This is a genomic window from Pseudarthrobacter sp. SORGH_AS 212 (assembly GCF_030818145.1).
In the GTDB taxonomy this organism is placed as follows: Bacteria; Actinomycetota; Actinomycetes; order Actinomycetales; family Micrococcaceae; genus Arthrobacter.
Genome location: NZ_JAUTAA010000001.1, coordinates 1,466,048 through 1,488,448 on the forward strand (window position 1 = coordinate 1,466,048; position 22,401 = coordinate 1,488,448).

Sequence of the window (22,401 nt, forward strand, 5' to 3'; positions counted from 1 at the left end):
CAAACGCAGGAAGCCAGCCACGCTGAGCATGTAACAGCTCCCCGGTAGAAGACCTGATCTCCAGGTTCAACTGCCGGGGAGCAGTCATGTGGTGGGGCAGAGCCGCTCGGCGGCCACAGGTCACGCGCTAGTCCGCCGCTCTGGGCGTTGAAGGCTCCGATGTGCGAACAAAGCCGGGACCCACCCCCAACAACTCCAGAAGTCCAGTTGCAAAACTGATCCTGAAAAGGATGGTTAAAGAAGAAAAGCACCAGTTCAGCAGAACTGATGCTTCCCAGTGGTGGCTCCGACCGGCGTCGATCCGGTGACCTTTCGATTTTCAGTCGAACGCTCTACCAACTGAGCTACAGAGCCTAGGTGACATGTCACCATGACCGCCGAAATCTCTTCCGACAACCAGAGCGACCCTGACGGGACTTGAACCCGCGACCTCCGCCGTGACAGGGCGGCGCGCTAACCAACTGCGCTACAGGGCCTTGCGTTTCTTGCTTCACAGTATCTCTACTGCTTTTTTCAAGGCTTCCAGCCTACCAGACATTTTTTGTCTGTTTGACCAGTTCCCTGCGTACCCCCAACGGGATTCGAACCCGTGCCGCCGCCGTGAAAGGGCGGTGTCCTAGGCCGCTAGACGATGGGGGCCAGAACCCGTTCGGAACAAAATAAAAGGCGTAAAGCGAGGCTTTCCGTCTTTGTCCTTTGCGTTTCTCCGAACTGGACTCAACAACTATAGGGCCTACTCTGCGATTATCCAAAATCGGGCAAAAACCCGTGCCTGAACAGGAAGAACGGGCGAAGATGGATTGATGGATGCCGTCGCAGCGCTCACCGAGATTGCCTTCTGGCTGGAGCGCGGACGCGCTGCCACCTTCAAAGTCCAGGCGTTCCGGAAGGCCGCCGCCGCCATCAGCGCCCTGCCACCGGACGAAGTGGCCGCGCGGGCGCGGAACGGCCGGCTGAAGTCAATGAAGGGCATCGGCGACCGGACTTTCCAAGTGATCCAGCAGGCGGTGGACGGATCCGTCCCGGACTACCTCGCTGACCTCCGCGAGAAAGGCGCGCAGCCACTGGCCGCCGGCGGAACCACAGTCCGAAACGCCCTGCGCGGCGACCTGCACAGCCACAGCGAATGGTCCGACGGCGGCTCCCCCATCGAGGTGATGGTCGCCGCCGCGGAAGTACTTGGGCGGGAGTACCTGGCCCTGACCGACCACTCCCCCAACCTGACCATCGCCAACGGCCTCTCCGCCGAACGCCTGGTGAAGCAGCTCGACGTGGTGGCCGCCATCAACAACGGCAGTAAGGACGGCGGCCCGCACGACGGCACCGTCCGGCTGCTGGCGGGCATCGAAGTGGACATCCTGGAATCCGGTGAGCTGGACCAGGACCCGGAACTGCTGGACCGGCTGGACATCGTGGTGGCCAGCGTCCACTCGAAGCTCCGGGCAGACCGTAAAACCATGACCGCGCGGATGCTCGGCGGCATCCTGGCACCGCACACCAACATCCTGGGCCACTGCACGGGCCGGCTGGTGGAAGGCTCACGCGGAACCCGCCCCCAGTCTGAATTCGATGCCAAGGAAATATTCGCCGCCTGCGCCGAGAACAATGTTGCCGTCGAGATCAATTCCCGGCCAGAGCGGCAGGACCCGCCGGATGACCTGGTCAAGCTCGCCTTGGAGGCAGGCTGCCTGTTCTCCATCGACAGCGACGCCCACGCGCCAGGGCAGCTGGATTTCCTCCAGTACGGGGCCGAGCGGGCTGAACGTAATGACGTGCCGCTGGAGCGGATCATCACCACCTGGCCGGTGGACAAGCTCCTTGCCTGGGCGGCCACCTAAACCCCATCAGCCAGCGTTTCCGAGGCGGCACGCGTCTATTTGACGGCGTCGGCGAGTTGCTGCCGGAAGTCGGCTTTGGTGGTAAGCGTCAGCTTCTCCCCGTTGAGGAAGAAGGTGGGCGTCCCCTGGACGCCCAGCGCCTCGCCGTCGGCAATGTCGGCCAGGACACGCTCCTCGGTTGCCTGGTCAGCCACAGCTGCATCGAACTGCGCCAGGTCCAATCCGAGTTCCTCGGCGTACGTGCGGAACAAGGGCGCCTGGGACTGTTGCTGCCCGGCCCACTGCGGCTGGGTGTCGAATAACCTGTTGGCCATTTCCCGGTATTTGCCCTGCTGGTTTGCCGCCTCGGCAGCGAGCGCCGCCTGGCCGGAGTTGGCATGGGCCGACAGCGGGAAATGCCTGTTCACGAAAGTAATCCTGTCGCCAAACTCGGCTTTGAGCTCCTCCACCACTGGATGGATGGACCCGCAAGCGGGGCATTCGAAATCCAGGAACTCCACCAACTGTGCCTTCTCCACCTCCGGCGTGGTGAGGCGGTAGCTGTTCTCCCGGACGAGCTGTTCCGACCCGGACGCCGGCGGAGCAGCATTTTGCTCCCTGTTGGCGGCAAACACGGCGTACCAGGCCACTCCACCGATGACGGCGGCTGCCAGCACAATCCAGATCACGGTCCTGACGAGGCGTGCGGTATCACGGGGTGGGGCAGGGCTTGAGACCATGTTTCGCATCCTAGCCGAGGCAGGGGGCGGCCCCGTCCCACGGCCAGCTCCCCTTTGGCAGGAAGTTGGCCAGACGTGGCCGATTTCCGCCAGCCCGGGCACGGCCTGCGCGACTAGATTGGGCTCATGCCTTCCACTACCCCTGTCAGCAGTCCCGCTTCGGCGTCATCGGCGGCCGCCCCGGTCAAGGCATTGGGGATCGCAGCCATGGCGGTCACCGTGGTCCTGTGGGCTTCGGCGTTCGTGGGGATCCGCGCCATCGGACCGCACTTCTCCCCCGGCTCCCTGACGCTGGGCAGGTTGGCGATTGCCGCCGTCGTACTCGCCGTCGTGGCGCTGCCGAAGATACTGAAGACGCGCCTCGTGCCGCGGGGCCGCGAGTGGTGGCCCATCCTGGCGTACGGGGTGATGTGGTTCGGTGGTTACAACGTTGCGCTGAATGCCGCCGAGCATGTCCTCGATGCAGGTACCAGCGCCTTGCTCATCAACGTCAACCCCATCCTGGTGGCAATCATGGCCGGCATCTTCCTCAAGGAGGGCTTTCCGCGCTGGTTGCTCATCGGCAGCACCATCGCCTTTGCGGGCGTCGCCCTCATCGCGCTGGGGTCCGGTGCGCCCGGCCAGCCAGGGGAAAGCGCGACGACGGACATGGCCGGCGTGCTGCTCTGCCTCCTTGCCGCGGTGCTCGCCGCAGTCAGCGTCATCGTCCAGAAGCCGGTGCTGCGGAAGTTTCCAGCGGCCCAAGCCACGTGGTTCGGCATCCTGGTAGGCGCGGCATGTTGCCTCCCCTTCGCCGGGCAGCTGGTGTCCGAGGTGCAGACAGCACCGCCCGCCGCCACCGCAGGGCTGGTTTACCTGGGGATCTTTCCCACGGCAATCGCCTTCACCACGTGGGCCTATGCGCTGTCGCTGGTGGATGCCGGAAAGCTGGCGGCCACCACCTACCTGGTCCCCGGAACTACGGTGCTGATTTCATGGCTCCTGCTGGGTGAGATCCCCACAGCCTGGGGCCTGGTAGGCGGGCTGGTGTGCCTGGTGGGCGTCAGCCTGACGCGCCGCCGGACCCGCACCCGCCGTGGCGCTGCCGGCGGCGCTGCCAGGGGGCGTTCCCGCGCGGAACCCGGCCGTCCCGGAGGCTAATCGGGACTAAAGTCGAGGTATGCCTGCAAGCCTTCCGCCCGGCCTCCCCATCATCCCGGAGGGCCCGCATGAACCGCGGGGTTTCACCATGTCCCCGGACGAGTTCGAGGCCGCCGTCTCCGATGCCCTGGACAGCATTCCAACGAAGCTGGCGCGGGCCATGGACAATGTGGCCGTCTTCATTGAAGACGACTACGAACCGCGCCCGGGAGACGACCCGGACACCGTGCTGCTGGGCCTGTACGAGGGCGTCCCCCTGACGGAACGGGATTCCTGGTGGGACGCCGGATCACTGCCCGACCGGATCACGATATTCCGTGAACCCATCCTCGACATCTGTGATTCGCGGGAGGACGTCATCCACGAGGTGGCAGTGACGGTGGTCCACGAGATTGCGCACCATTTTGGCATTTCGGACGACCGGCTGCACGAGCTCGGCTGGGGCTAGCCTTGTAGGCATGGGACACGACCACAGCCACACGCACGGAATTACCGCCACCGGGCGGCACCGCAAACGGCTGGTGGCCGTCCTGGCGATCACGCTGAGCGTGGTGCTGGTACAGGTGGTGGGCGCAATCCTGTCCGGGTCGCTGGCCCTGCTGGCGGACGCCGGCCACATGCTGTCCGATGCCGCGGGCGTCACGATCGCCCTCCTGGCCGCCTGGATAGCCGGCAGGCCCGCCAGCGACCAGCGGACCTACGGATACCAGCGCGCCGAGGTCCTGGCCGCCCTGGCCAACGCGCTGATCCTGATCGTCATCTCCGTGGTGATCTTCACCGAGGCCATCCGGAGGATCGGATCCGTGCCTGAAGTCCACACCGATATCATGCTCTTCGCCGCCATCCTCGGCGCCGTGGCCAACCTGGTCTCGCTGCTGATTCTCCGCGGCGCCCATCAGGAAAGCCTCAACGTTCGCGGCGCCTACCTGGAAGTCCTGGGGGACTTGCTGGGCTCCTTCGCGGTGATCATTGCGGCCGTGGTCATCATGTTCACCGGCTACCAGGCGGCGGATACGATCGCCTCGGTCATCATCGCCCTGATGATCCTGCCGCGGGCCTGGAGCCTGCTGCGGGACGTGGTGGACGTGCTGCTGGAGGCCAGCCCCAAGGGCGTGGAAGTACAGATGATCCGCGAACACATCCTTTCCGTGGACGGCGTCACTGACGTGCACGACATCCACATTTGGACCATCACCTCCGGAGTGCCGGTCTTTTCGGCCCATGTGGTGGTGGAGGACGGCGTCCTCAATGCCCGGGGCGCAGACCAGCTGCTGGACAAGCTTGTCACCTGCCTGGGATCACACTTTGACACCGACCATTGCACCTTCCAGCTTGAGCCGGCCAGCCACTCCGAACACGAGGAACGCCAGCACGCCTGACAACACGCCGCACAGCCTGCTGTTGTAAAGACACTGCTGTGATTAGTGTTATTGATGTGACAGCTGTTGCGTCTGTGCAACGGGTGACGTAACCTCGGACTGCTGGCGAGCAGCCGAGGCGTACCTCCGTGTCACCACCAGGACCTCACTCCCAGCCCAACCCGCTGCGAGGTCCCAGTCCATGTCGAGGTTTCTGCCTACATCGCTTCTGCCCGGGCTTCGGGCTGCATCCGGCCGGAAAGCGGCAGCGCTGTGCGCCGCCGTCGTACTTCTCGGATCCGGAGGGCTGCCCGCAGCGGCGGCCCCCGGCCCGCACCTTCCCGCCGCGCCGGCTCCGGCGGCGCCCGCCCTTCCCTCCCCTGGGGACATTGCGGCGGCGAAGGCCAGCGAAGCGGCAACAGCTGACCAGGTCGCCGCGATCGAACGCATCCTTGGGGATGCCTCGGACGCCCAGCAGGCGGCTTTCGCCGTGGCAATGCAGGCAAACAACTCCTACAGCGAAGCCCTGGTGGAGCTGCGGCGGCGGTCGGAGGCCGCGTCCTTGGCCGCCGCCCGGGCAACGGCCGCGCAGGCGGACCAGGACAAGACCCGCAAGCAGGTGGGACAGCTGGCCGGTGACCTCTACCGGAACGGCGGCCTGAACCCAACGCTCGGGACCCTGGTCAGCGGCACCGGCGAAAGCCTGCAGCAGGCCGCAACGCTCCAGGCGCTGTCCGCCGGCCGCAGCCGCGCATTCGAGGCCGCGGACGCTGCCGCCACCGCATCGCAGACCCTGACGGCTGCGGCGGGAGACGCCACAAAGGCAGCGGATGAGGCAGCCCGGACCGCCGAGGCACGGAAAACCGGCGCCGAGCAGGCCAACGCCGCCCAGGCCGCGGCGGTGGCGGATGCCCGTGCCCGGCGGACCGTCCTGGTTGACCAGCTGGCGCAGCTGCGCAACACGACAGTGGAGCTCGAATCAGCCCGGGTGGACGGGATCGAACGGCAGCGCGAGGAAGCGCGCCTGGCTGCCGTGACGGCCGCGGCCAACGCAGCGGTGGCCACAACCAATCCCCAGGGCACCGAAGCAAGGGGTGAAACCGGAGCCAACCAGGGCGGATCACCGGCCGCGCCCGCAGCCGTGGCTCCAGCTGCCCCGGCACCCGCACCTGTCCCTGCCCCTGCAGCTCCGGCTCCCGCTCCGGCACCTGCGGCACCGGCACCCGCCCCCGCTCCGGCACCCGCCCCAGCGCCCGCTCCCGCCCCCGCTCCGGCACCCGCCCCAGCGCCCACTCCCGCTCCCGCGCCCGCGCCCGCTCCGGCTCCCGCTCCCCCAACTTCCGGCGGCGCCACCCTGGAAACGGCCATTTCCGTGGCCCTCAGCAAGGTGGGTTCGCCGTACTTCTACCAGTGGGGCGGCACGGGACCCACCGGCTTCGATTGCTCGGGGCTCGTGCAGACGGCCTTCGCAGCCGCCGGGAAGTACCTGCCCCGGACCGCCGGCCAGCAGTACGCGGCTGCTCCCGTCCATGTGCCCCTCTCGCAGGCCCGCCGCGGCGACCTCCTGGTGTGGGGCTCCGGACCGGATTTCTACCATGTGGCCATCTACCTGGGGAACGGCCAGGTGGTGCAGGCACTCAACCCGCAGGAGGGCATCGGCGTCACCCAGCTCAGTTCCATGGCCGGGATGCAGCTGCACTCCTACGCGGCGAGGTACTGAGCCCCGGCAAACATGCAGAGCATCACCCGGTCAGCTGAGGACGTCCTTGGTGGTGAACCGGGCGTAGGCGAACGCACCGAACACGGCTATGTAGCCAGCCTGCAGCAGCGCGTTGCTGGCGAATGAATCCCAGAGGACCGGCTGCCGGAGCATGTCGCCGAAGCCCAGCCAGTAGTGGCTGAACAGCCATGGGTGCAGCCACTCCAGCTGCGGCAACTGGTCCGCTATCTGCGACACCACGGAAACCACCACCGTGGCCGCCATGGCCCCTACCGGAACCACCGTCAGCGTGGACAGCAACAGTCCGATGGCCGACAACCCGGCCAGGGACACGGCCATGTACGCCGCGATCAGCAGCATCCGCACCGCGGCCTCCGGCGGCTGGATCACATCACCGGACAGCAGGGTGACAGGCCCCACCGGAAACAGCGCAGCCCCGATCGCGGCGCCGGCCAGCGCCACGGTCAGGGGCGCCACGATGCAGAACGCCAGCGCCGCCGCGTACTTGACCAGCAGCAGCCGCACGCGCCCGGCGGGAGCTACCAGCAGGTACCGCAGCGTGCCCATGTTCGCCTCGCCGGCAATGGTGTCGCCCGCGACGACGCCAACGGTAAGCGGCAGGAACAGCGGCACGGACACCAGCATGGCGGTGAAGGCGACGAACAGCCCGTTTTGCGTGATGCGGTCCAGGAAGGCCGGGCCCCGGCCGGAAGGGACGCCGGAGGAGAGCCGCACGGCCACCGCGATCAGGATGGGAATCGCTGCCAGGGCCAGGAGGAGGGCCCACGTGCGCCGGCGGCCAAACAGGACCTTCAGTTCGGACTGCATCAATGAGAGCCCGGACCAGCGCGGCACGGCCACTTTCTGTGTTCGGGCCGAACCGGGGATGTCCGCCGGAATACTACTGGGCAACGTCGAACCCCTCCCCTGTCAGTGCGACAAACCGGTCTTCCAGGCTTTCGCGTTCGACGGCGAAACCCCGGACGCGGACCCCGGCCGCCACAAGGCGCGCCACGATGTCCTCCGCAAGGATTTCCCCGGACCCGGCCTGTTGGGACGCGTCAGTCCGTGTTGAGGGAGCACCGGATGCAGGCGCCAGGGCAGCCAGCAGGGTCTCCCCTCCGGCCTGGGCATCGCCGGCCCCGCAGTCCAGCCCCAGGCCCGCCAGCACGGTCCGCGCCTGTCCCCCGTCCGGCGTGAGGAGGCGGACCCTGGCGCTGCCGGTCCGGCGGAGGTCGGCGAGGGAGCCCTGGGCCACCAGCTTCCCGTTGCTCATGACGGCGGCATGCGTGCACATCTGGTCCACCTCGGCCAGCAGGTGGCTCGAGACGAAGACGGTGGTGCCGTTGTGCGCCAGGGAGCGGACCAGGTGCCGGACCTCCCGGGTGCCTTGCGGGTCCAGCCCGTTGGTGGGCTCGTCCAGCACCAGCAGGTCCCGGTGCGACAGCAGCGCGTTCGCAATCCCCAGGCGCTGCTTCATGCCCAGCGAATAGGCGTGCACCCGTTTGTTGGCGGCATGGGCAAGCCCCACCTGGTCGAGCGCCCGCTCCACCCGCGCCCCGCGCGTTGCCGGCACCGTGTGGCGCGTGGCAGCGTCCAGCCGGTGCAGGTTCGCAGCGCCGGACAGGAACGGATAGAACGCCGGGCCCTCCACGAGTGCACCCACGCGCGGCAGCACCTCGTGGAACCGGCCCGGCATCTCCATCCCCAGCAGGTTCACCCTCCCGGATGAGGCCGACGCCAGGCCCAGCAGCATGCGGATGGTGGTGGTCTTCCCGGATCCGTTGGGCCCCAGGAAGCCGAACACGGAGCCGGGCGGCACCGCAAGGTCCACGCCGTCCACGGCCACTTGGTGGCCGAACTTCTTGGTCAGGCCATGGGTCTCAATGGTCAGCCCGTAGCGTTTTTCCGGGTCCGGAGAGCCCGGGTTCATGGGGCCGCCGAAGCGGCGGCCTGCAGCCTGTCCGGCGGAACCATGCCCGCGAAAATGCGGCCGTCATCGGTGATGAGCACGTTGAGCAGCGCCGTGGACACCAGCCGCCCGCCGGGAACGACGACGCCGGCCTGGGCCAGCAACGGATCCTCCATGAAGGATTTGGCGGCCGGTACGCCCGCTGCCGCGGCAGGCAGCCGCAGGATGGTTTCCCAGCCCTGCCCGGTGACGGACGGATGTCCGGGGCCCTTGCCGGCGCCGGCATGGTCACCGAAGTTGTTGGCGCGGGGGGTTTGATCGCCGGAGATGTGACCTTCGTAGGTCCTCTGCCCGGAGTCAGGCACCTGCAGTTCCTTCACAGTGCTGCCCGGAGGCGGGGAGAACGTGAACAGGGAATCGTCCGGCGTGTCCAGGGACAGGGCGGTGAATCCGAGGCGGAAGGCGGGCGTTCCGGCGCCACGCGCTGTGACCTGGACGGCGAGGGGCATTCCGGTTTCGCCGTCCACGGCGATGGCCACCTGGCCTACCAGGGTGGCTTCGGACCGGGGTTCAAGCAGCAGGTTGTAGGCCGCCCGGCCGGCTACTTCCACATCGGCTCCCACTGTCACGGCCGTGGTGGGGTCCACTTTCTCCAGCAGGTGCCGGGCGAGGTCCTCCGGCATCGGCATCATGGATTCCGCCGGTGAAGCGGTCGGTGCGGGAGCGGCGGGATCTGCACCCTGGGCCTGCGGCGCGCCGAGCGGCAGGTCGGAGGCGTGGGCCGGCAGGGTCAGATGGGCGGCTGAGTTGTCCTTGGAGGAGTAGAACCACACGTCGCTGTCCCGGCGGATGACGTCACGTTCGGCAAGCCTGTCCACCACCTGGATGCGGGCTTTGGTGGTGCCGTCCATGTAGACGCGGGCGGTGTGCTGTCCGGAAAGGAATTCGACCACGGACGCGGCACCGCCTGCGGACGCGGGGTCGGATGACGGACCTGTGGAGGGCAGGGCGGGCAGCCCCAGGTCCGAGGACTGCTCAATGGTTCCGGAGAAGGCCAGCGTGTGGTGCGTCGCCGCCAGGGCCAGCACCTCCGCGGGCGTCTTCTGCGGGAGAGGGTCACCGGCGTTTGCGGGCAGGGTCCCGGCGAGCGCGGCGGCGGCGATCACCACCGGCCCTGCGAGGGCAGGCAACCAGCGCGGCCAGTTGCGGCCGCTGCGGCGGTTGCCGTGCTGTTGGAACGTTGAGTCGGTGCCCGTGGTCTCGGAGCCCATAGCTCAAGGTTACGCCTGTCCGCGTCCCGCCACACGGGCTATCCGGGCCGGCTCCGGGAACGGAGCCCACCGGAGCTGTACCGCGACGGAACTGTACCGCGACGGAACCGGGCGGGAAGACTACGCGGGAACGACGGTTCCTGCGCCGCCGTCGACCGTGATCTCCTGCCCGGTCGAAATCCTGCCGGTGGCATCGGGCACCCCCACTACCGCCGGGATCCCGTATTCGCGGGCCACCACGGCACCGTGCGAATTTGCGCCACCCATCTCCATCACCAGCCCGCCCGCGGTGAGGAACAGCGGGGTCCACCCGGGATCGGTGGACGGCGCCACCAGGATCTCGCCCGGTTCGAGGTGCGCCCCCACAGGGTCCAGGATGACCCTGGCAACTCCGGTGACCGTTCCGGCGGAGGCGGGGCTGCCGGTCAGGGCACCTTCGGCGACGCCGCCGCCAGCCGCCTGCGCCGCCTCCGGCTCGGTCCCGTCGGAGAGCAGCACCCGTGGAATGTGCCGCCGCCCAAGCTCCCTGTGATAGTCAGCCCGGCGCTCCGCCACCAGTGGGCGCAGCCGTTCACCGGTCTGGCCAGGGCCGTTGGGGCCAGGTCCGGCAGCCATGTCCAGGGCCTCGCTTACCTCAGCGAAGTCGAGGAAGAAGATGTCTTCGGCCTGGTCAAGGGTGCCTGCCGCCTCGAGGTCCGCCCCCACATGCTGCAGCTGCCGGCGTACCTCTGCCAGTCCGAGTACCAGTTGGTATTTGGGCAGTTCCCGGAGACCTGCGAAAAGCCGGGCCCTGCGGAGCGCGGCGCGGACCAGGGCTCCCCGGAGCCGCCCCCGGGCGCCTGCTTCGGCAGCCAGCCGTTCCACCTGGGCTTCGGCGGCCTCGGCGGCGTTGCTGAACTGGACGTCGGGTGCGAGGTCCGGGTCCTCCAGCCGGAGGTAGTTCGCCAGGACCCCCAGGATATGGGCGGGGTCGTCGGACCAGCGGGGCATGCCGACGTCGATCTCGGCGACGGCGCGGTGCCCGTACCTGTCGAGGAATCTGCTGAGCCCGGCCTCCAGCCGGGGCGGAAGGCCGCCGTCCCGGTGCGCTGCTGCCAGCGCGGCCGTGTCTTTCCCGGCCAGGAACGCACGCGACCCTGGATCGTCCCGGATGGCTGCAGCCAGCCGCCACAGCTCCAGGTCCATATCCGTGGTGACGTTGTTGGGCAGCCCGCGGAGCACACCCTGGAGGTCCTCCCACCGGTTTCCGCCGAGCAGCTTTCCCGCCACTGCCAGCAGGCCGAACCCCAGGGCAGCCAGGGGCAGGATGGCAGGAACGATGGTGAACAGCCGCCGCTGCAGGAGTCCCTCGGCGTGCGCCAACCGGTCCCTGGCTGAGGGCACGCCTGCTGCTTGGGCCGTGGCCCCCAGGTCGAGTTCGAGGGCGGCTTCGAAGTCCCGGGTGAACCGGTCCAGGCGCCGGAGCGCGGCCTGCGGGCGGAAGATCCCGCGGAGGACTGCTTCGGGCACGCCGGCACGGGCTGCGGCGGGGAGGATGCGGCGCAGCAGCGGCAGGGGCGTCCGCAGCGTGATGGCGAACGAGGGGTCGTCGAAGAGCCGGCGCATCACCGTTGCGGAGCGGGCTTCCATGACGTCGAACACCCGGGGAAGGATTGCCCGGCCCACGGTGCTGCGGATGGGGGTGGTGAAGTCGATGAAGATCCGCTGCCCGGCATCGGCGTATGCCGGCGGTCCCTCGCGGGGGTCTGCGACGGGAATTTTCGCTGTCCGTGCCACGGACGAGGCGATCTGCCGGATGGCTGCCCGGCCCATCGGGGTGATGGGACGGGTCAGGCCCTGGGCGAGGCTGAAGCACAGGAACGCCCGGGTCCCTGGGGCACCGTCCCGGCGGCGGAGCACGGGGTACAGGGTGGTGATGGGCCGGGACTGTGTAAGCCACAGCGCGCCGCCGCGGCTGATGGCCCATTCGAGGTCCTGCGGCGCTCCGAAATGCTGCTCCGCCTTCAGGCCAAGCCGGGCCAGATCGGCGGCTTGCCGGTCGGTGAGGCAGAAGCCGGCGTGGTCCGCGGCGGCCACGGTGTGGGTGCCGCCGCCGGGCACGGCAAGGACGGCGATCTTCTTGTCGCCTTGCCGCCGCTCAACGACGCGACCGGCAGCGGGGTCCACCACAAAGTGGTCCGGATTCACCGCACCGGACACTACGGCTTCCCCCAGGCCAGGGCTGGCATCGATGACTGCCTCGTTCCTGCGGCCCGATACAGGGTTGGCTGTGAAAAGGACCCCGGCCGTCTCCACATCCACCATCCGCTGCACCACCACCGCCAGGGCAACCTCGGCGGGATCGATGCCCAGGCTTGCCCGGTAGGTGGTTGCCCGGTCGGTCCACAGCGACGCCCAGCAGTTCCGGACGGCTTCCAGCACCGCCACGGCCCCAACGACATTCAGGTAGGTGTCCTGCTGCCCGGCGAAACTGGCAAAAGGCAGGTCTTCAGCGGTGGCTGACGAGCGGACGGCCACCGGCACGTCCGGCCCCATCTGCCCGTAGGCGCGTTCGACGGCGGCGCTCACCTCCGGCGGCAGCGGGGCGGACACGACGGCGGCACGGGCCTTCGCGGCCAGGGCGGGAATATCCAGGGCGGGAATATCCGGGGCTGGGATCCCGAGGGCGGTGGCTTCCAGGGCTGCGCTGTCCGGTTGGCCGGGCCCGCCCTGCGCCATCCGCAGGGCCGCCTGGACGGCTGCCAGCTCCGGATTTACTGCGTCCGGAACCCCGGTCACCAGTCGGTAAGCCTCCGTGGTGAGGCAGAAGCCTTCCGGCACGGGAAGCCCGGCGGACAACAGTTCGCCCAGGTTGGCGGCCTTGCCCCCCACTTCGGCGAGCATTCCGGCGCTGAGGCGGCGCAGGTCCACCACCAGGTCCGCGCCGGACGCGGCAGCGGTCCCGCCGCCCTGGGAGGATTCCGGGTGCTGCATGATCGCACCTCCACGTGTCAGTAGCTGACGGGCCCGGCCGCGGCGGGATCAGGCGGCGTCGGCGTCGCCCAGGATGGGCCCGAATCCGGGCCTGTCGGCCAGGCGGGGATCCGCGTGGTCCGGGACCACCATGACCGGCCCCTTGGCGTGGTGCAGCACGCCGTCGGAGGTGGAGCCCAGGAGCATGCCGGTAAACCCGCCGCGTCCCCGGGTGCCGACCACCACCAGTTCAACATGCCGGCTCTCCCCCACCAGGACGTCCACGGGCGAGCCGTCCTTCAGTTCGGATTCGGCGTCAAGGCCGGGATAGTGGCTGCGGAGCCACGCCATGCCGGCGTCCAGCGTGACCTGGATTTCGGCAAACAGCGCCTTGCGGTCCATGGGCGCGGGCACCCAGGCCAGTGAACCGCTGTACTGGGGAACGGCGCACACCACCCGCAGCTTTGCGCCGAGGCGTTCGGCCTGGTCCGCGGCGTCCAGGACCGCAACCCGGGCCTGCTCGGAACCGTCCACGCCCACCACCACCACGTTCTCCACGAGCTGGTGCCCGGACTTGGCCTGCTCGGCCAGGACGCGCCTGTCCTCGGTGGTTTCACCCAGCCGGTCCGAGCAGATAAGGGGCACGGTGACGGTGGGGCATTTCGCGTGCGCGGGCAGGGCGCTGCTCACGGATCCGAGCAGCCGGCCCACAAAGCCGCCGCGCCCGCGGGTCCCGAAGACCAGGAGTTCGGCGGTTTCCGACATTTCCAGCAGTACGCCCGAGGCATCGCCGTTCTCGACTGAGGCGCTGACGTCGATGCCATAGCCCGCAACCTTGTCCATGGCTTGCTTCACGATGGCCTCCGCACCCTCCCGGATGACGGAATCGTCCACCGTGGCGTATCCGCCGTCCAGGCCGGAGGCAGCGAAGATGGGCACCGAGTACGCGGTCACGATGTGCAGCGGACGACGACGGCGCCGGGCCTCGCGCGCGGCCCATACGAGGGCGCACTGGCCATGGTCGGAGCCGTCCACGCCCACGACGATTCCTTCAGGTGCGGCGGACGGGCCACCACCATCCCGCGCCGGGTCCGGATGCAACTCTTGTGCGCCCATGGGGCCGCCTCCTTGCGCTACTGCCTGATGTTCCGGCCATTCTGCCAGAAAGTGGAACCCTCCCCGTGCACCCCCGGCCGCTGCCGGAACTGTGCGGGCGAGAACCGCTTCCAGTTCTCACTATTCCGCGTCCGAAGGACCATAGCAAGCCTGCTCAGGTGCGGAATCCACAGGTTATCCACAGTTTTTCCACACCTGCTGGGAAAGCGTGTTCAGCGCCCGAAGAATGTTTACGTTTTGGGCTATCCACGGCCGGATTTGTTCTGTAGTCTTCTGGACATTGTTGGTCCGGGACGCCGACAGTAACTTCCGTTCGACGGCTGCCCGGGACCACTGTGCGGCCTTGCATTTGGGGCAACGGGACCGCACCCGCCAGCGATGACGCCGGCACCTGCAGAAATGTCGAAGGAGGGAAACAGCAGTGTCAAACATGCCTGGAAATGCCGGGACCGAACAGACCACCACGGTGATCATTGGCACCGGGCTGTCCGGACTCGCTGTGGCGGCCGAGCTGCGCCGCAGGGGCATCGACTCCATTGTGGTTGACGGCCTGGACACCTTCGGGGCGACGCCACCCGCCGTCACCACCTCACTCCAGCGCATCGACACGGCAGATTCCGCGACGCTCCAGGAGCGCAACGAGATCCTGCGGCACCTCCGCAACTACGCCGCCAGCCACGACGTCGATATCCGCAGCACCCGGGCCCTGCAGCTGACCCAGGTGGACGGCACCCCGGAAAGCGCAGCAAGCCCGCAGTGGCAAGTGCATACCCCCACCGGCGTGCTGGTGGCGGACCATATTGTCCTCACCCGCTGCGCGCAGAGCCAGCTTCGGCGCATGCTCAATGACTTTGGCATCGCTGTTGGCCGGAACCTCGCCGCGGCCATGCGTGCCATCGGCATCTACCTGGTGGGCGTGGGAGAGCTGATCACGCCGTCGCCCAAGGAGGTGCTGCGCCAGGCAAAGACCGTTGGCCAGGCCATCTCCGCCAAGGTCAACCCGGACAGCACGGCCTTCCCGGCGACGGGAAGCCTGGCCATGCTGCCCTGCTAGCGGCCTGCCGAACGCACCGGGAGGCAGCAGCCCCCGGCGGCCGGGCTCCTACTCGCTGTCAGGTTCCTCATCGGCGCCGCCGGAAAGGCGGCGCCTGGCCAGCACTGCAAGCGCAACCAGCAGGCCTACTGCCACCACCGCAAAGATGACGATGCTCCACTGGAACGGCTGCCCCGAACTTGCCGGTTCGGCAGGCGCCGTGGCTCCGGGCTGGGCGGTCCCCGCCCCCGGGACGGCACCGCCCGTCGTCGTACCGGCACCGCCTGTGGCTGTTCCGCCGGCCCCTTCGGCCGCCGCGGCAGCCGTGAACTTAAACGTCCCCTCGATGGGGTGCGAATCGGAGCTGACCACCCGCCAGGCCACCGTGTACCCACCGGCCGGGCCGCCCGGGCGCAGCTTCTGCGACGCAACGTTGTCCACGATCTCCACCGCACCGTCAGCCCATTCGGCGCCGGCGGCATCCTTGACCGAGATTGACGCCCCGATGCCCAGCGGCTTGTTGTTGAAGGTCACCGAAACCTTCCCGGGCGGCACTGGGACTGACGCGCCCTGGGCCGGGCTGCTGGATTCTGCGGCGTCGTGGGCGGCTGCCGGACCAGCCAGGCCCAGCGAGGCGGCCAGGACGGCGGCTCCCAGCAGAAGGGCGCGGAAATGGCGGAAGGGACGCATGGTGCACTGCTCCTTGTGTTGGCTTCCTTACAGACTAGGTGAAATTGGCGGCCGTCCCGCCGCCTCCCCAATAGGATGCAGGTATCCCCACATCATTCCCCGGAGGACTAATGCTTAAGCAAGGCTCTGCCCTGGACCGGTATTTCAAGATCACCGAACGCGGCTCCAACCTCTCCCGTGAGATCCGCGGCGGGTTCGCCACCTTCTTCGCCATGAGCTACATCGTGGTGCTGAACCCGCTCATCCTTTCCGGGGCGGACTCCAGCGGCAACACCCTCGGGTTCACCGCCGTGGCCGCGGTCACGGCCTTCGTGGCCGGCATCCTGACCATCCTGATGGGGGCATGGGCCAAGCACCCGTTCGCCCTGGCAACCGGGCTGGGCGTCAACGCGTTCGTGGCGGTCACCGTCGCCACCAACCCCGGGCTGACGTGGCCGGACATGATGGGCCTGGTTGTGCTCTCAGGCGTGACCATGCTCATCCTGGTCCTCACGGGCTTCCGCACCGCCGTCTTCAAAGCCGTTCCGGACGGGCTCAAGACGGCGATCGTGGTGGGCATCGGCCTCTTCATTGCCCTGATCGGCCTGGTCAACGCGGGGTTCGTCCGCCGCATTCCCGACGTCGCCGGCACCACCGTCCCCGTGGGCCTCGGCTTCGACGGCAAGCTGTTGGGCTGGCCCACTGCGGTATTCGTGCTCGGCCTGGTGCTCACCATCGCCCTGGTGGTCCGCAAGGTCAAGGGCGCCATCCTGATCGGCATCATCACCTCCACCGTGCTGGCCGTCATCCTGGAAATGACCCTGCACATCGGCCCCAGCGTGCAGCCTGACAAGCCGTTCAACCCGCAGGGCTGGTCCCTGGTTTCCCCCGCGTTCTCCGAGTGGGCCGCGCCGGACCTCTCCCTGATCGGCAAGGCCAACCCGTTCGGCGCCTTCGAGCACCTGGGCTTCGTGGCCGCCACACTCCTGGCTTTCGTCATCCTGCTCAGCATCTTCTTCGACGCCATGGGCACCATGGTGGGCCTGGCGAACGAGGCCGGCACGGTGGACGAGCACGGCAACATTCCCGACGTCGACCGCGTCCTGCAGGTGGATGCCCTCGGCGCCATCATTGGCGGCGGCGCGTCCGTGTCCTCCAACCAGATCTACGTTGAAGCCGGCGCGGGCATCGGCGAAGGCGCCCGGACGGGCCTCGCCTCGATCGTCACCGGCCTGCTCTTCCTGGTGGCCATGTTCTTCACCCCGCTCATCAACCTTGTTCCGTTCGAGGCAGTTGCCCCCGCCCTGGTGGTGGTGGGCTTCATGATGGTGTCCCAGGTGGGCAAAATCGACTGGCAGGACTGGGGCATCGCCATCCCGGCGTTCCTGACCTTCACACTGATGCCATTCACCTACTCGATCGCCAACGGCCTGGGTGCCGGCTTCATCAGCTTCGTGCTGATCCGGACCGTTCAGGGCAAGGCCAAGGAAATCCACCCCCTCATGTGGGCCGTGGCTGCAGCGTTCCTGCTGTTCTTCGCCATCGGTCCCATCGAGGCCGCCCTGGGCATGTAACGCCGCCTGGCGTGCTCAGCAACCCCTGGGTCAGACAGGGGTGTTGGGCGCCAGGCCCTCGTCGCCGGACACCTGCCGGGCTTTCTTTTCCCGCAGCCGGTCAAGCCGGTTCATCAGGGGAGACGTGGTGGCGCCATGGATCACGATGGACAGTGCCACCACCAGGCCAACGAAGCCCCACAGCCACTCCGCCTGCCCGGCAAAACTGCCCTTGCCCAGCGCGTATGACAGGTAGTACAGCGAGCCGATCCCGCGGATGCCAAAGAAGGAGAGGGCAATCCTTTCCCGCGGGCCGGTCTTTCCGCGCAGCAGGCTCAGCCAGCCTGCCAGCGGGCGGACCAGCAGCAGGAACGCCAATGCCACGAGCACCTCGGCCATGCCCATCCCGGACAGGAGCCCGCGGGCTATGGCGCCGCCCAGCAGGACCAGTATGACCACGGTCATGAGCCGTTCCAGTTGCTCCACATAGGAGTGCAGGACGCGGTGATAGCCGTGTGTCCGTTCGGCGGTCCGGATGGTCACAGCGCAGACGAAGACGGCGATGAAACCGTAGCCCTCCACCATCTCGGTCAGGCCGTACGCCAGGAAGGTGGCCGCCAGGGCAACGAATCCCTCCGAATGGTTGGACAGCCGCAGCGCTTTCCGTCCGGGCCGAGAAGAAGAGGCGTGCCAGCAGCTTTCCGGTCAGGAATCCCGCCAGAAGGCCGACGGCCAGCCGCCACAGGACATCCAAACCGAACCATTCGGGAAACCAGGCCGCCGGGTCCGAGCCGGCGATGCTGATGGCGATGGCCAGGTACACGAAGGGAAAGGCGAGCCCGTCATTGAGCCCCGCTTCGGACGTGAGGCCGAACCGTACCTCGTCTTCCCTGTCCGTACCCTCGTCGTCGTCGGCCGGCTCCCCCACTTGCACTTCCGAAGCCAGAACCGGATCCGTGGGAGCGAGGCCGGACGCCACGAGCAGCGCTGCGCCCAGGCCGAGGCCCAGGAACCACAGCCCCAGCAGCGTGAGCAGCAGGATGCACAGCGGCATGGCAATTCCCAGGAGACGCCACGTTGTTGACCAGCCCCTGCGCCCCAGGGGCCGGTCCAGTGCCAGGCCGGCGCCCATCAGGGAAACGATCACGCAGATTTCCGACAGGTGCAGGACAAAGTCGCCGTGCGCCAGGGGATCCGGATCGGGCAGCGTCGGGATCAGGGCGAACGCCGCCATCCCGGACCCGAGGAAGACCATCGGCATGGAAAACGGCATGTTCCGCAGCAGTTTAGGGAGCACGGCGGCAACGAAAACTGCCACGCCTGCCACGGCGAAAAGGATGTTGGGGGCTTCAAACACGCGCTGTTCTCCAGCCGGTCAAGGCGCCGGGAAGGCGCAGTCAACGTGATGCGTCCCGGGAGGGATTGCTCCACCTTAACCCCTTCTTTGACCCCTTCCCTTCACCGTTCAGCCCCGTAGACTGCGGGCTTCCCCGGTCTCGGACCTCGCGTGGGTGGAACCATCCCTTCCCCGGTTCTTGGATTCCAGACAGGACAACGGCGGTCCTGCTCGCTTTCGGGGCGACCATGCGGTGAGCTTGGAACATGGCTTCCTTAACGCCCGACGTCGACACCCCGCCCAACGCCTGGACCGGCAGGTTCGATGGCGACGGGCCGGAGCACCGGCGCTGGTGGCAGGCGGTGGAATCCTGCGCGGACGGGGCGGCACGAGGCCACGACGGACCTCGGGGCGCCTTGGCTGAGGGCCGGCCGGCGGTCCTGCTGGGGTTCTGCAGCGACGAAGGAGTCCGCCGGAACAAGGGCCGCCCGGGTGCGGCTGCCGCCCCCGCCGCAATCCGCAAGGCACTGGGACCGCTGGCTTTCCACCTGGACCGGGCAGTGCACGACGCCGGCGACGTCACGGTGCAGGGCACCGACCTGGAAGGCGGCCAGGCCCGGCTGGGCAGCGCTGTGACGGCCCTGCTCGACGCCAACCGCCTGACAGTGGTGCTGGGCGGCGGCCACGAGACCGCCTACGCCAGCTACCTCGGCGTCAGCGGGTCCGGTGCCGTCCGGAACGGCAGCCGGCTGGGCGTCCTGAACCTCGACGCCCATTTTGACCTGCGCGACGAACCCGTCCCCAGCTCGGGGACCCCGTTCCTCCAGATGGCCCGCGCGGAGGCCGGCACCGGCCGGGAATTCCGGTACGCCGTCGTGGGGATTTCCGAGGCGAACAACACCCGGGCCCTGTTCGACACCGCGGACCGCCTGGGGGTCCGCTACCTGCTGGACGAGGACTGCGAAGCGGGCCGGGTCGGGGAGTTCGTGGCGTCCTTCCTCGACGGCATCGATGTCCTGTACCTGACCATCGACCTGGACGTGCTTCCGGCGTCGGTGGCACCCGGTGTCAGCGCACCCGCAGCCTACGGCGTTCCGCTGCCTGTCATCAGCGCGGTGTGCCGGCAGGTTGCCCGGAGCGGGAAGCTCCTGCACTGCGATGTGGCGGAACTGAACCCGGAGTTCGACCTTGACCACCGAACCGCCCGCGTGGCGGCGCGACTGGTGGACACGCTGCTCCGCTGACCGGCCGTCCCTCCAGCCAGCATTCCGGAGTGCCGGACGGACTCAGGGCTTGGGGAGGTACCTGCGTTCCGGCCGCCCCACCCCGTATTTCAGCCGGACCTCCAGCAGCCCTTCGTCGTGCAGGTACTCCAGGTAGCGGCGCGCGCTGACCCTTGACGTGCCCAACTGTTCGGCAACCTCGGCAGCCGACAGGTCGCCGTCGGCCCTTTTCAAGGCGCCTTCAACCAACCGCAAAGTCTCTACGCTGCACCCCTTGGGCAGTGGCCGCTGGGCCGCATCGCTATCCAGCCCGAAAACCCTGTTGACGTCCGACTGCTCTGCCACGTCCTTGGACGAATCGAGGCCGTGGTAGGCGCTGCGATAGTGGTCCAGCCGCTCCTGCAGGTCAGCCTGGGAGAAGGGTTTGATGAGGTAGTGCACGATCCCGCCGCGCAGCGCTTTGCGCACCGTTTCGACCTCGCGGGCGGCGCTGATCACCAGCACATCGAGTTCCGGCGCCACCTCCCGCAACCGGTGCATCAGGTCCAGGCCGTTGATGTCCGGAAGGTGGATGTCCAGCAGCACCAGGTCCGGCTGGAGGCGTTGGGTTTCGACGACGGCCTGGGCACCGGTGTGCGCGGCGCCCACCACGGTGAAGCCCGCGGTGCGCTGGATGAAGCCGGCGTGGACTTTGGCCACCATGAAGTCGTCATCGACTATCAGGACCTTGATCATGCGTGTGCACCTTTGTTGAAGCGGGCGGTGAAGACCGCCCCGTTGTCGTTGGCCACCGCCAGGTCGCCGCCGGACCTGCGGCACACCACACGGGAGAGGGCCAGTCCGAAGCCGCGGCCGCCTTCCCGCCGGGCATCCTTGGTGGTGAAGCCCTGCCGGAAGATGTGGTCCGCTGCGTCGGCGGGAACCCCGCGGCCATTGTCCCGGACCGTCACCACCACCTGTCCCTCACCATCTTCCACCAGCACACGGACGGCTGCCTGCGGGAGCCCGGAGACGGCGTCGAACGCGTTGTCCACCAGGTTCCCCGCCACTGTCACAAGGTCCCGCGACAGTTCCTCATCCACAGGCCGCAGGGACGACGCCGGATCGAGCTGGAGGGCGACGCCCCGTTCGGTGGCGAGGCTGGACTTGGCGATGAGCAGCGCGGCCAGGGCCGGATCCTTGATCCTGCCCGTCACCTCGTCGCTGAGCCGGGTCCGTTCCACGGTTGCCCCGTTGACGAACTGGACCACGGAATCATAGTCTCCGATCTGGATCAGCCCCGAGATGACGTGCAGCTGGTTGGCGAACTCGTGCGCCTGAGCGCGGAGGGTGTCGGTGGCGGTCCGGGTGGCGCCCAGTTCCCGCTCAAGCGAGGACATTTCCGTCCGGTCACGCAGGGTGGTCACCGATCCGATCCCGCGGCCCCGAGACTGGATGGGGACCCGGTTCAGGACCACCAGCCGCTCCCCCACCAGCACCAGCTGGTCCGGGTCCGGCTGGTCGCGGGTGAGCACAATTTTCAGTGCCGGGTCCACCGGAAGGGACGCCAGTTTCCTGCCCACACAGTCCGCGGGCAGTCCGAGCAATTCCCTGGCGCTGTCGTTGGCCACGGTGATCCGCTCGTGCGGGTCGAGCGCCACCACGCCCTCCTTCAGCCCGTGCAGCATGGCCTCGCGGTTCTCCACCAAGCCCGTGATCTCACTCGGTTCCATACCCAGCGTTTGGCGTTTGACCCTGCGGGACAGCAGCAGTGAACCAGCGACGCCGAGGACGCTTGCCACGCCCACATAAGTCAGCAGGTTGGGGACGGCATCGCCCAGCCGCTCCAACGTGGTGGGATAGTTGCGGCTGATGGACGCGATGCCGATCATCTTGCCGCTATCGTCCAGGACCGGAACGTGCGCGGACAGTACTGCTGTTCCGTTGGTGGTCAGCACCCCGGTCCAGGCCCGGCCTTCCATGACCCGGCTTTCGCCGAGCGCCAGCTGCTGTCCCAGCAGGCTGGGATCCGACGCCGTCACCACGGTACGGTCCTTCCGGGCAAGCGCCACCTGGGAGGATCCTGAGACGATCCGCACGGACTCGGCCACTGCCGGGAGTGCTGCACCGCCCCGCGGGGCGGCCGCCGGAAGCAGCTCGCGGACGGCAGGGTTGGCGCCGAGGGCTTCGGCCGCGGACAACGCCCGGCGGCCTTCCACGCGTTCGAAGGCTGCGGCGGACTGCGCCAGCGAGATGGCCACCACCGCCACCAGCACGGCCAACACGATGAGCAACTGCAGCACCAGGTATTGCCCCGCGAGGGACATGCCTCTTCGTCGAGTCACTGTGGCTGGTCCTTTATTGGCTTCATGCGGCCACCGGTCCCGGCCGTAATACGTGGGAACTATATCCCACCTGCGGCGCCACCGGGGCGCGGAAGAATGCGGGGTGGGACTTCGGAAACGTGAACGCAATGTACTTAACTTTCTCTGCGTACATAAGAGTGACCGGCATCACGGCCGGCCATAGCATCGGTTGCACCAGTCAGTCTTGCTGATCGTTTTTCATGAGAAGAGGAACCC

The 22,401-nt window shown here is 68.0% G+C and carries 17 protein-coding genes, 3 tRNA genes and 1 pseudogene; 8 read left to right on the plus strand and 13 right to left on the minus strand.

The window, feature by feature from the left end:
• Positions 1-278: 278 nt before the first annotated feature.
• The 3 genes from QE394_RS06690 to QE394_RS06700 form a co-directional block, all read right to left on the minus strand.
• Positions 279-354: transfer RNA gene (locus tag QE394_RS06690), tRNA-Phe, on the minus strand.
• A 48-nt stretch (positions 355-402) separates the two neighbouring features.
• Positions 403-476: transfer RNA gene (locus QE394_RS06695), tRNA-Asp, on the minus strand.
• Positions 477-566: 90 nt separating this feature from the next.
• Positions 567-639 (minus strand) — tRNA-Glu (locus tag QE394_RS06700).
• Positions 640-803: 164 nt separating this feature from the next.
• Here QE394_RS06700 and QE394_RS06705 point away from each other — a divergent pair.
• A complete protein-coding gene (locus tag QE394_RS06705; protein WP_056076956.1) occupies positions 804-1,838 on the plus strand; it encodes a PHP domain-containing protein in 1,035 nt (344 codons plus the stop codon).
• A 35-nt stretch (positions 1,839-1,873) separates the two neighbouring features.
• Here QE394_RS06705 and QE394_RS06710 read toward each other — a convergent pair whose 3' ends face one another.
• Positions 1,874-2,557 (minus strand): thioredoxin domain-containing protein, encoded by a 684-nt coding sequence (locus tag QE394_RS06710; protein WP_082497314.1) that lies wholly within the window; start codon positions 2,555-2,557, stop codon positions 1,874-1,876.
• 126 nt (positions 2,558-2,683) lie between these two features.
• On the opposite strand from QE394_RS06710, the gene QE394_RS06715 reads away from it, so the two are divergent.
• The 4 genes from QE394_RS06715 (at position 2,684) to QE394_RS06730 (ending at position 6,775) form a co-directional block, all read left to right on the plus strand.
• Positions 2,684-3,697 carry an EamA family transporter gene (locus tag QE394_RS06715; protein WP_082497315.1) on the plus strand — a complete coding sequence of 338 codons (1,014 nt, stop codon included), beginning with the start codon at positions 2,684-2,686 and terminating at the stop codon, positions 3,695-3,697.
• A gap of 19 nt (positions 3,698-3,716) precedes the next feature.
• Positions 3,717-4,145, plus strand: a complete 429-nt coding sequence (locus tag QE394_RS06720; RefSeq protein ID WP_056076961.1) for a metallopeptidase family protein — start codon at positions 3,717-3,719, stop codon at positions 4,143-4,145.
• Positions 4,146-4,155: 10 nt separating this feature from the next.
• On the plus strand, positions 4,156-5,076 hold the full coding sequence (locus QE394_RS06725; RefSeq protein WP_056076963.1) for a cation diffusion facilitator family transporter: 921 nt from the start codon (positions 4,156-4,158) through the stop codon (positions 5,074-5,076).
• A gap of 181 nt (positions 5,077-5,257) precedes the next feature.
• Entirely contained in the window at positions 5,258-6,775 is a 1,518-nt protein-coding gene (locus QE394_RS06730) for a C40 family peptidase (RefSeq protein ID WP_349034102.1), read from the plus strand.
• A 30-nt stretch (positions 6,776-6,805) separates the two neighbouring features.
• Here QE394_RS06730 and QE394_RS06735 read toward each other — a convergent pair whose 3' ends face one another.
• The 5 genes from QE394_RS06735 to QE394_RS06755 all read right to left on the minus strand — a co-directional run bounded on the left by QE394_RS06735 (position 6,806) and on the right by QE394_RS06755 (position 14,026).
• Positions 6,806-7,687 (minus strand): ABC transporter permease, encoded by an 882-nt coding sequence (locus QE394_RS06735; RefSeq protein ID WP_349034103.1) that lies wholly within the window; start codon positions 7,685-7,687, stop codon positions 6,806-6,808.
• Complete coding sequence (locus QE394_RS06740) at positions 7,677-8,708, minus strand: ABC transporter ATP-binding protein (protein ID WP_349034104.1); 1,032 nt, start codon at positions 8,706-8,708, stop codon at positions 7,677-7,679. Before QE394_RS06740 ends, QE394_RS06735 begins: the two co-directional genes overlap by 11 nt.
• Entirely contained in the window at positions 8,705-9,958 is a 1,254-nt protein-coding gene (locus QE394_RS06745; RefSeq protein WP_235501410.1) for a hypothetical protein, read from the minus strand. Before QE394_RS06745 ends, QE394_RS06740 begins: the two co-directional genes overlap by 4 nt.
• A 120-nt stretch (positions 9,959-10,078) precedes the next feature.
• Positions 10,079-12,931 carry a PEP/pyruvate-binding domain-containing protein gene (locus QE394_RS06750; protein WP_349034105.1) on the minus strand — a complete coding sequence of 951 codons (2,853 nt, stop codon included), beginning with the start codon at positions 12,929-12,931 and terminating at the stop codon, positions 10,079-10,081.
• Between the two features lie 48 nt (positions 12,932-12,979).
• On the minus strand, positions 12,980-14,026 hold the full coding sequence (locus QE394_RS06755) for a universal stress protein (protein WP_056076974.1): 1,047 nt from the start codon (positions 14,024-14,026) through the stop codon (positions 12,980-12,982).
• A 430-nt stretch (positions 14,027-14,456) separates the two neighbouring features.
• Between QE394_RS06755 and QE394_RS06760 the strand changes: the two genes are divergently transcribed.
• Positions 14,457-15,080, plus strand: a complete 624-nt coding sequence (locus QE394_RS06760) for an FAD-dependent monooxygenase (protein ID WP_056076976.1) — start codon at positions 14,457-14,459, stop codon at positions 15,078-15,080.
• Positions 15,081-15,128: 48 nt separating this feature from the next.
• On the opposite strand, the gene QE394_RS06765 is transcribed toward QE394_RS06760, so the two are convergent.
• A complete protein-coding gene (locus tag QE394_RS06765) occupies positions 15,129-15,749 on the minus strand; it encodes a copper resistance CopC family protein (protein WP_056076978.1) in 621 nt (206 codons plus the stop codon).
• Between the two features lie 110 nt (positions 15,750-15,859).
• Here QE394_RS06765 and QE394_RS06770 point away from each other — a divergent pair, with 110 nt between their 5' ends.
• Positions 15,860-17,302 (plus strand): NCS2 family permease, encoded by a 1,443-nt coding sequence (locus QE394_RS06770; RefSeq protein WP_056076980.1) that lies wholly within the window; start codon positions 15,860-15,862, stop codon positions 17,300-17,302.
• Positions 17,303-17,332: 30 nt separating this feature from the next.
• Here the strand turns inward: QE394_RS06770 and QE394_RS06775 are convergent.
• A pseudogene (locus tag QE394_RS06775) lies at positions 17,333-18,638 on the minus strand (cation:proton antiporter).
• A 245-nt stretch (positions 18,639-18,883) separates the two neighbouring features.
• Here QE394_RS06775 and hutG point away from each other — a divergent pair.
• Positions 18,884-19,861 carry a formimidoylglutamase gene (gene hutG, locus QE394_RS06780; protein ID WP_349034106.1) on the plus strand — a complete coding sequence of 326 codons (978 nt, stop codon included), beginning with the start codon at positions 18,884-18,886 and terminating at the stop codon, positions 19,859-19,861.
• A 42-nt stretch (positions 19,862-19,903) separates the two neighbouring features.
• On the opposite strand, the gene QE394_RS06785 is transcribed toward hutG, so the two are convergent.
• Together QE394_RS06785 and QE394_RS06790 are read right to left on the minus strand one after the other, a co-directional pair.
• Positions 19,904-20,575, minus strand: coding sequence for a response regulator (locus QE394_RS06785; protein ID WP_349034107.1), 672 nt, complete (start codon positions 20,573-20,575; stop codon positions 19,904-19,906).
• Positions 20,572-22,146 carry a sensor histidine kinase gene (locus QE394_RS06790; RefSeq protein ID WP_349035381.1) on the minus strand — a complete coding sequence of 525 codons (1,575 nt, stop codon included), beginning with the start codon at positions 22,144-22,146 and terminating at the stop codon, positions 20,572-20,574. Before QE394_RS06790 ends, QE394_RS06785 begins: the two co-directional genes overlap by 4 nt.
• Positions 22,147-22,401 lie beyond the last annotated feature (255 nt).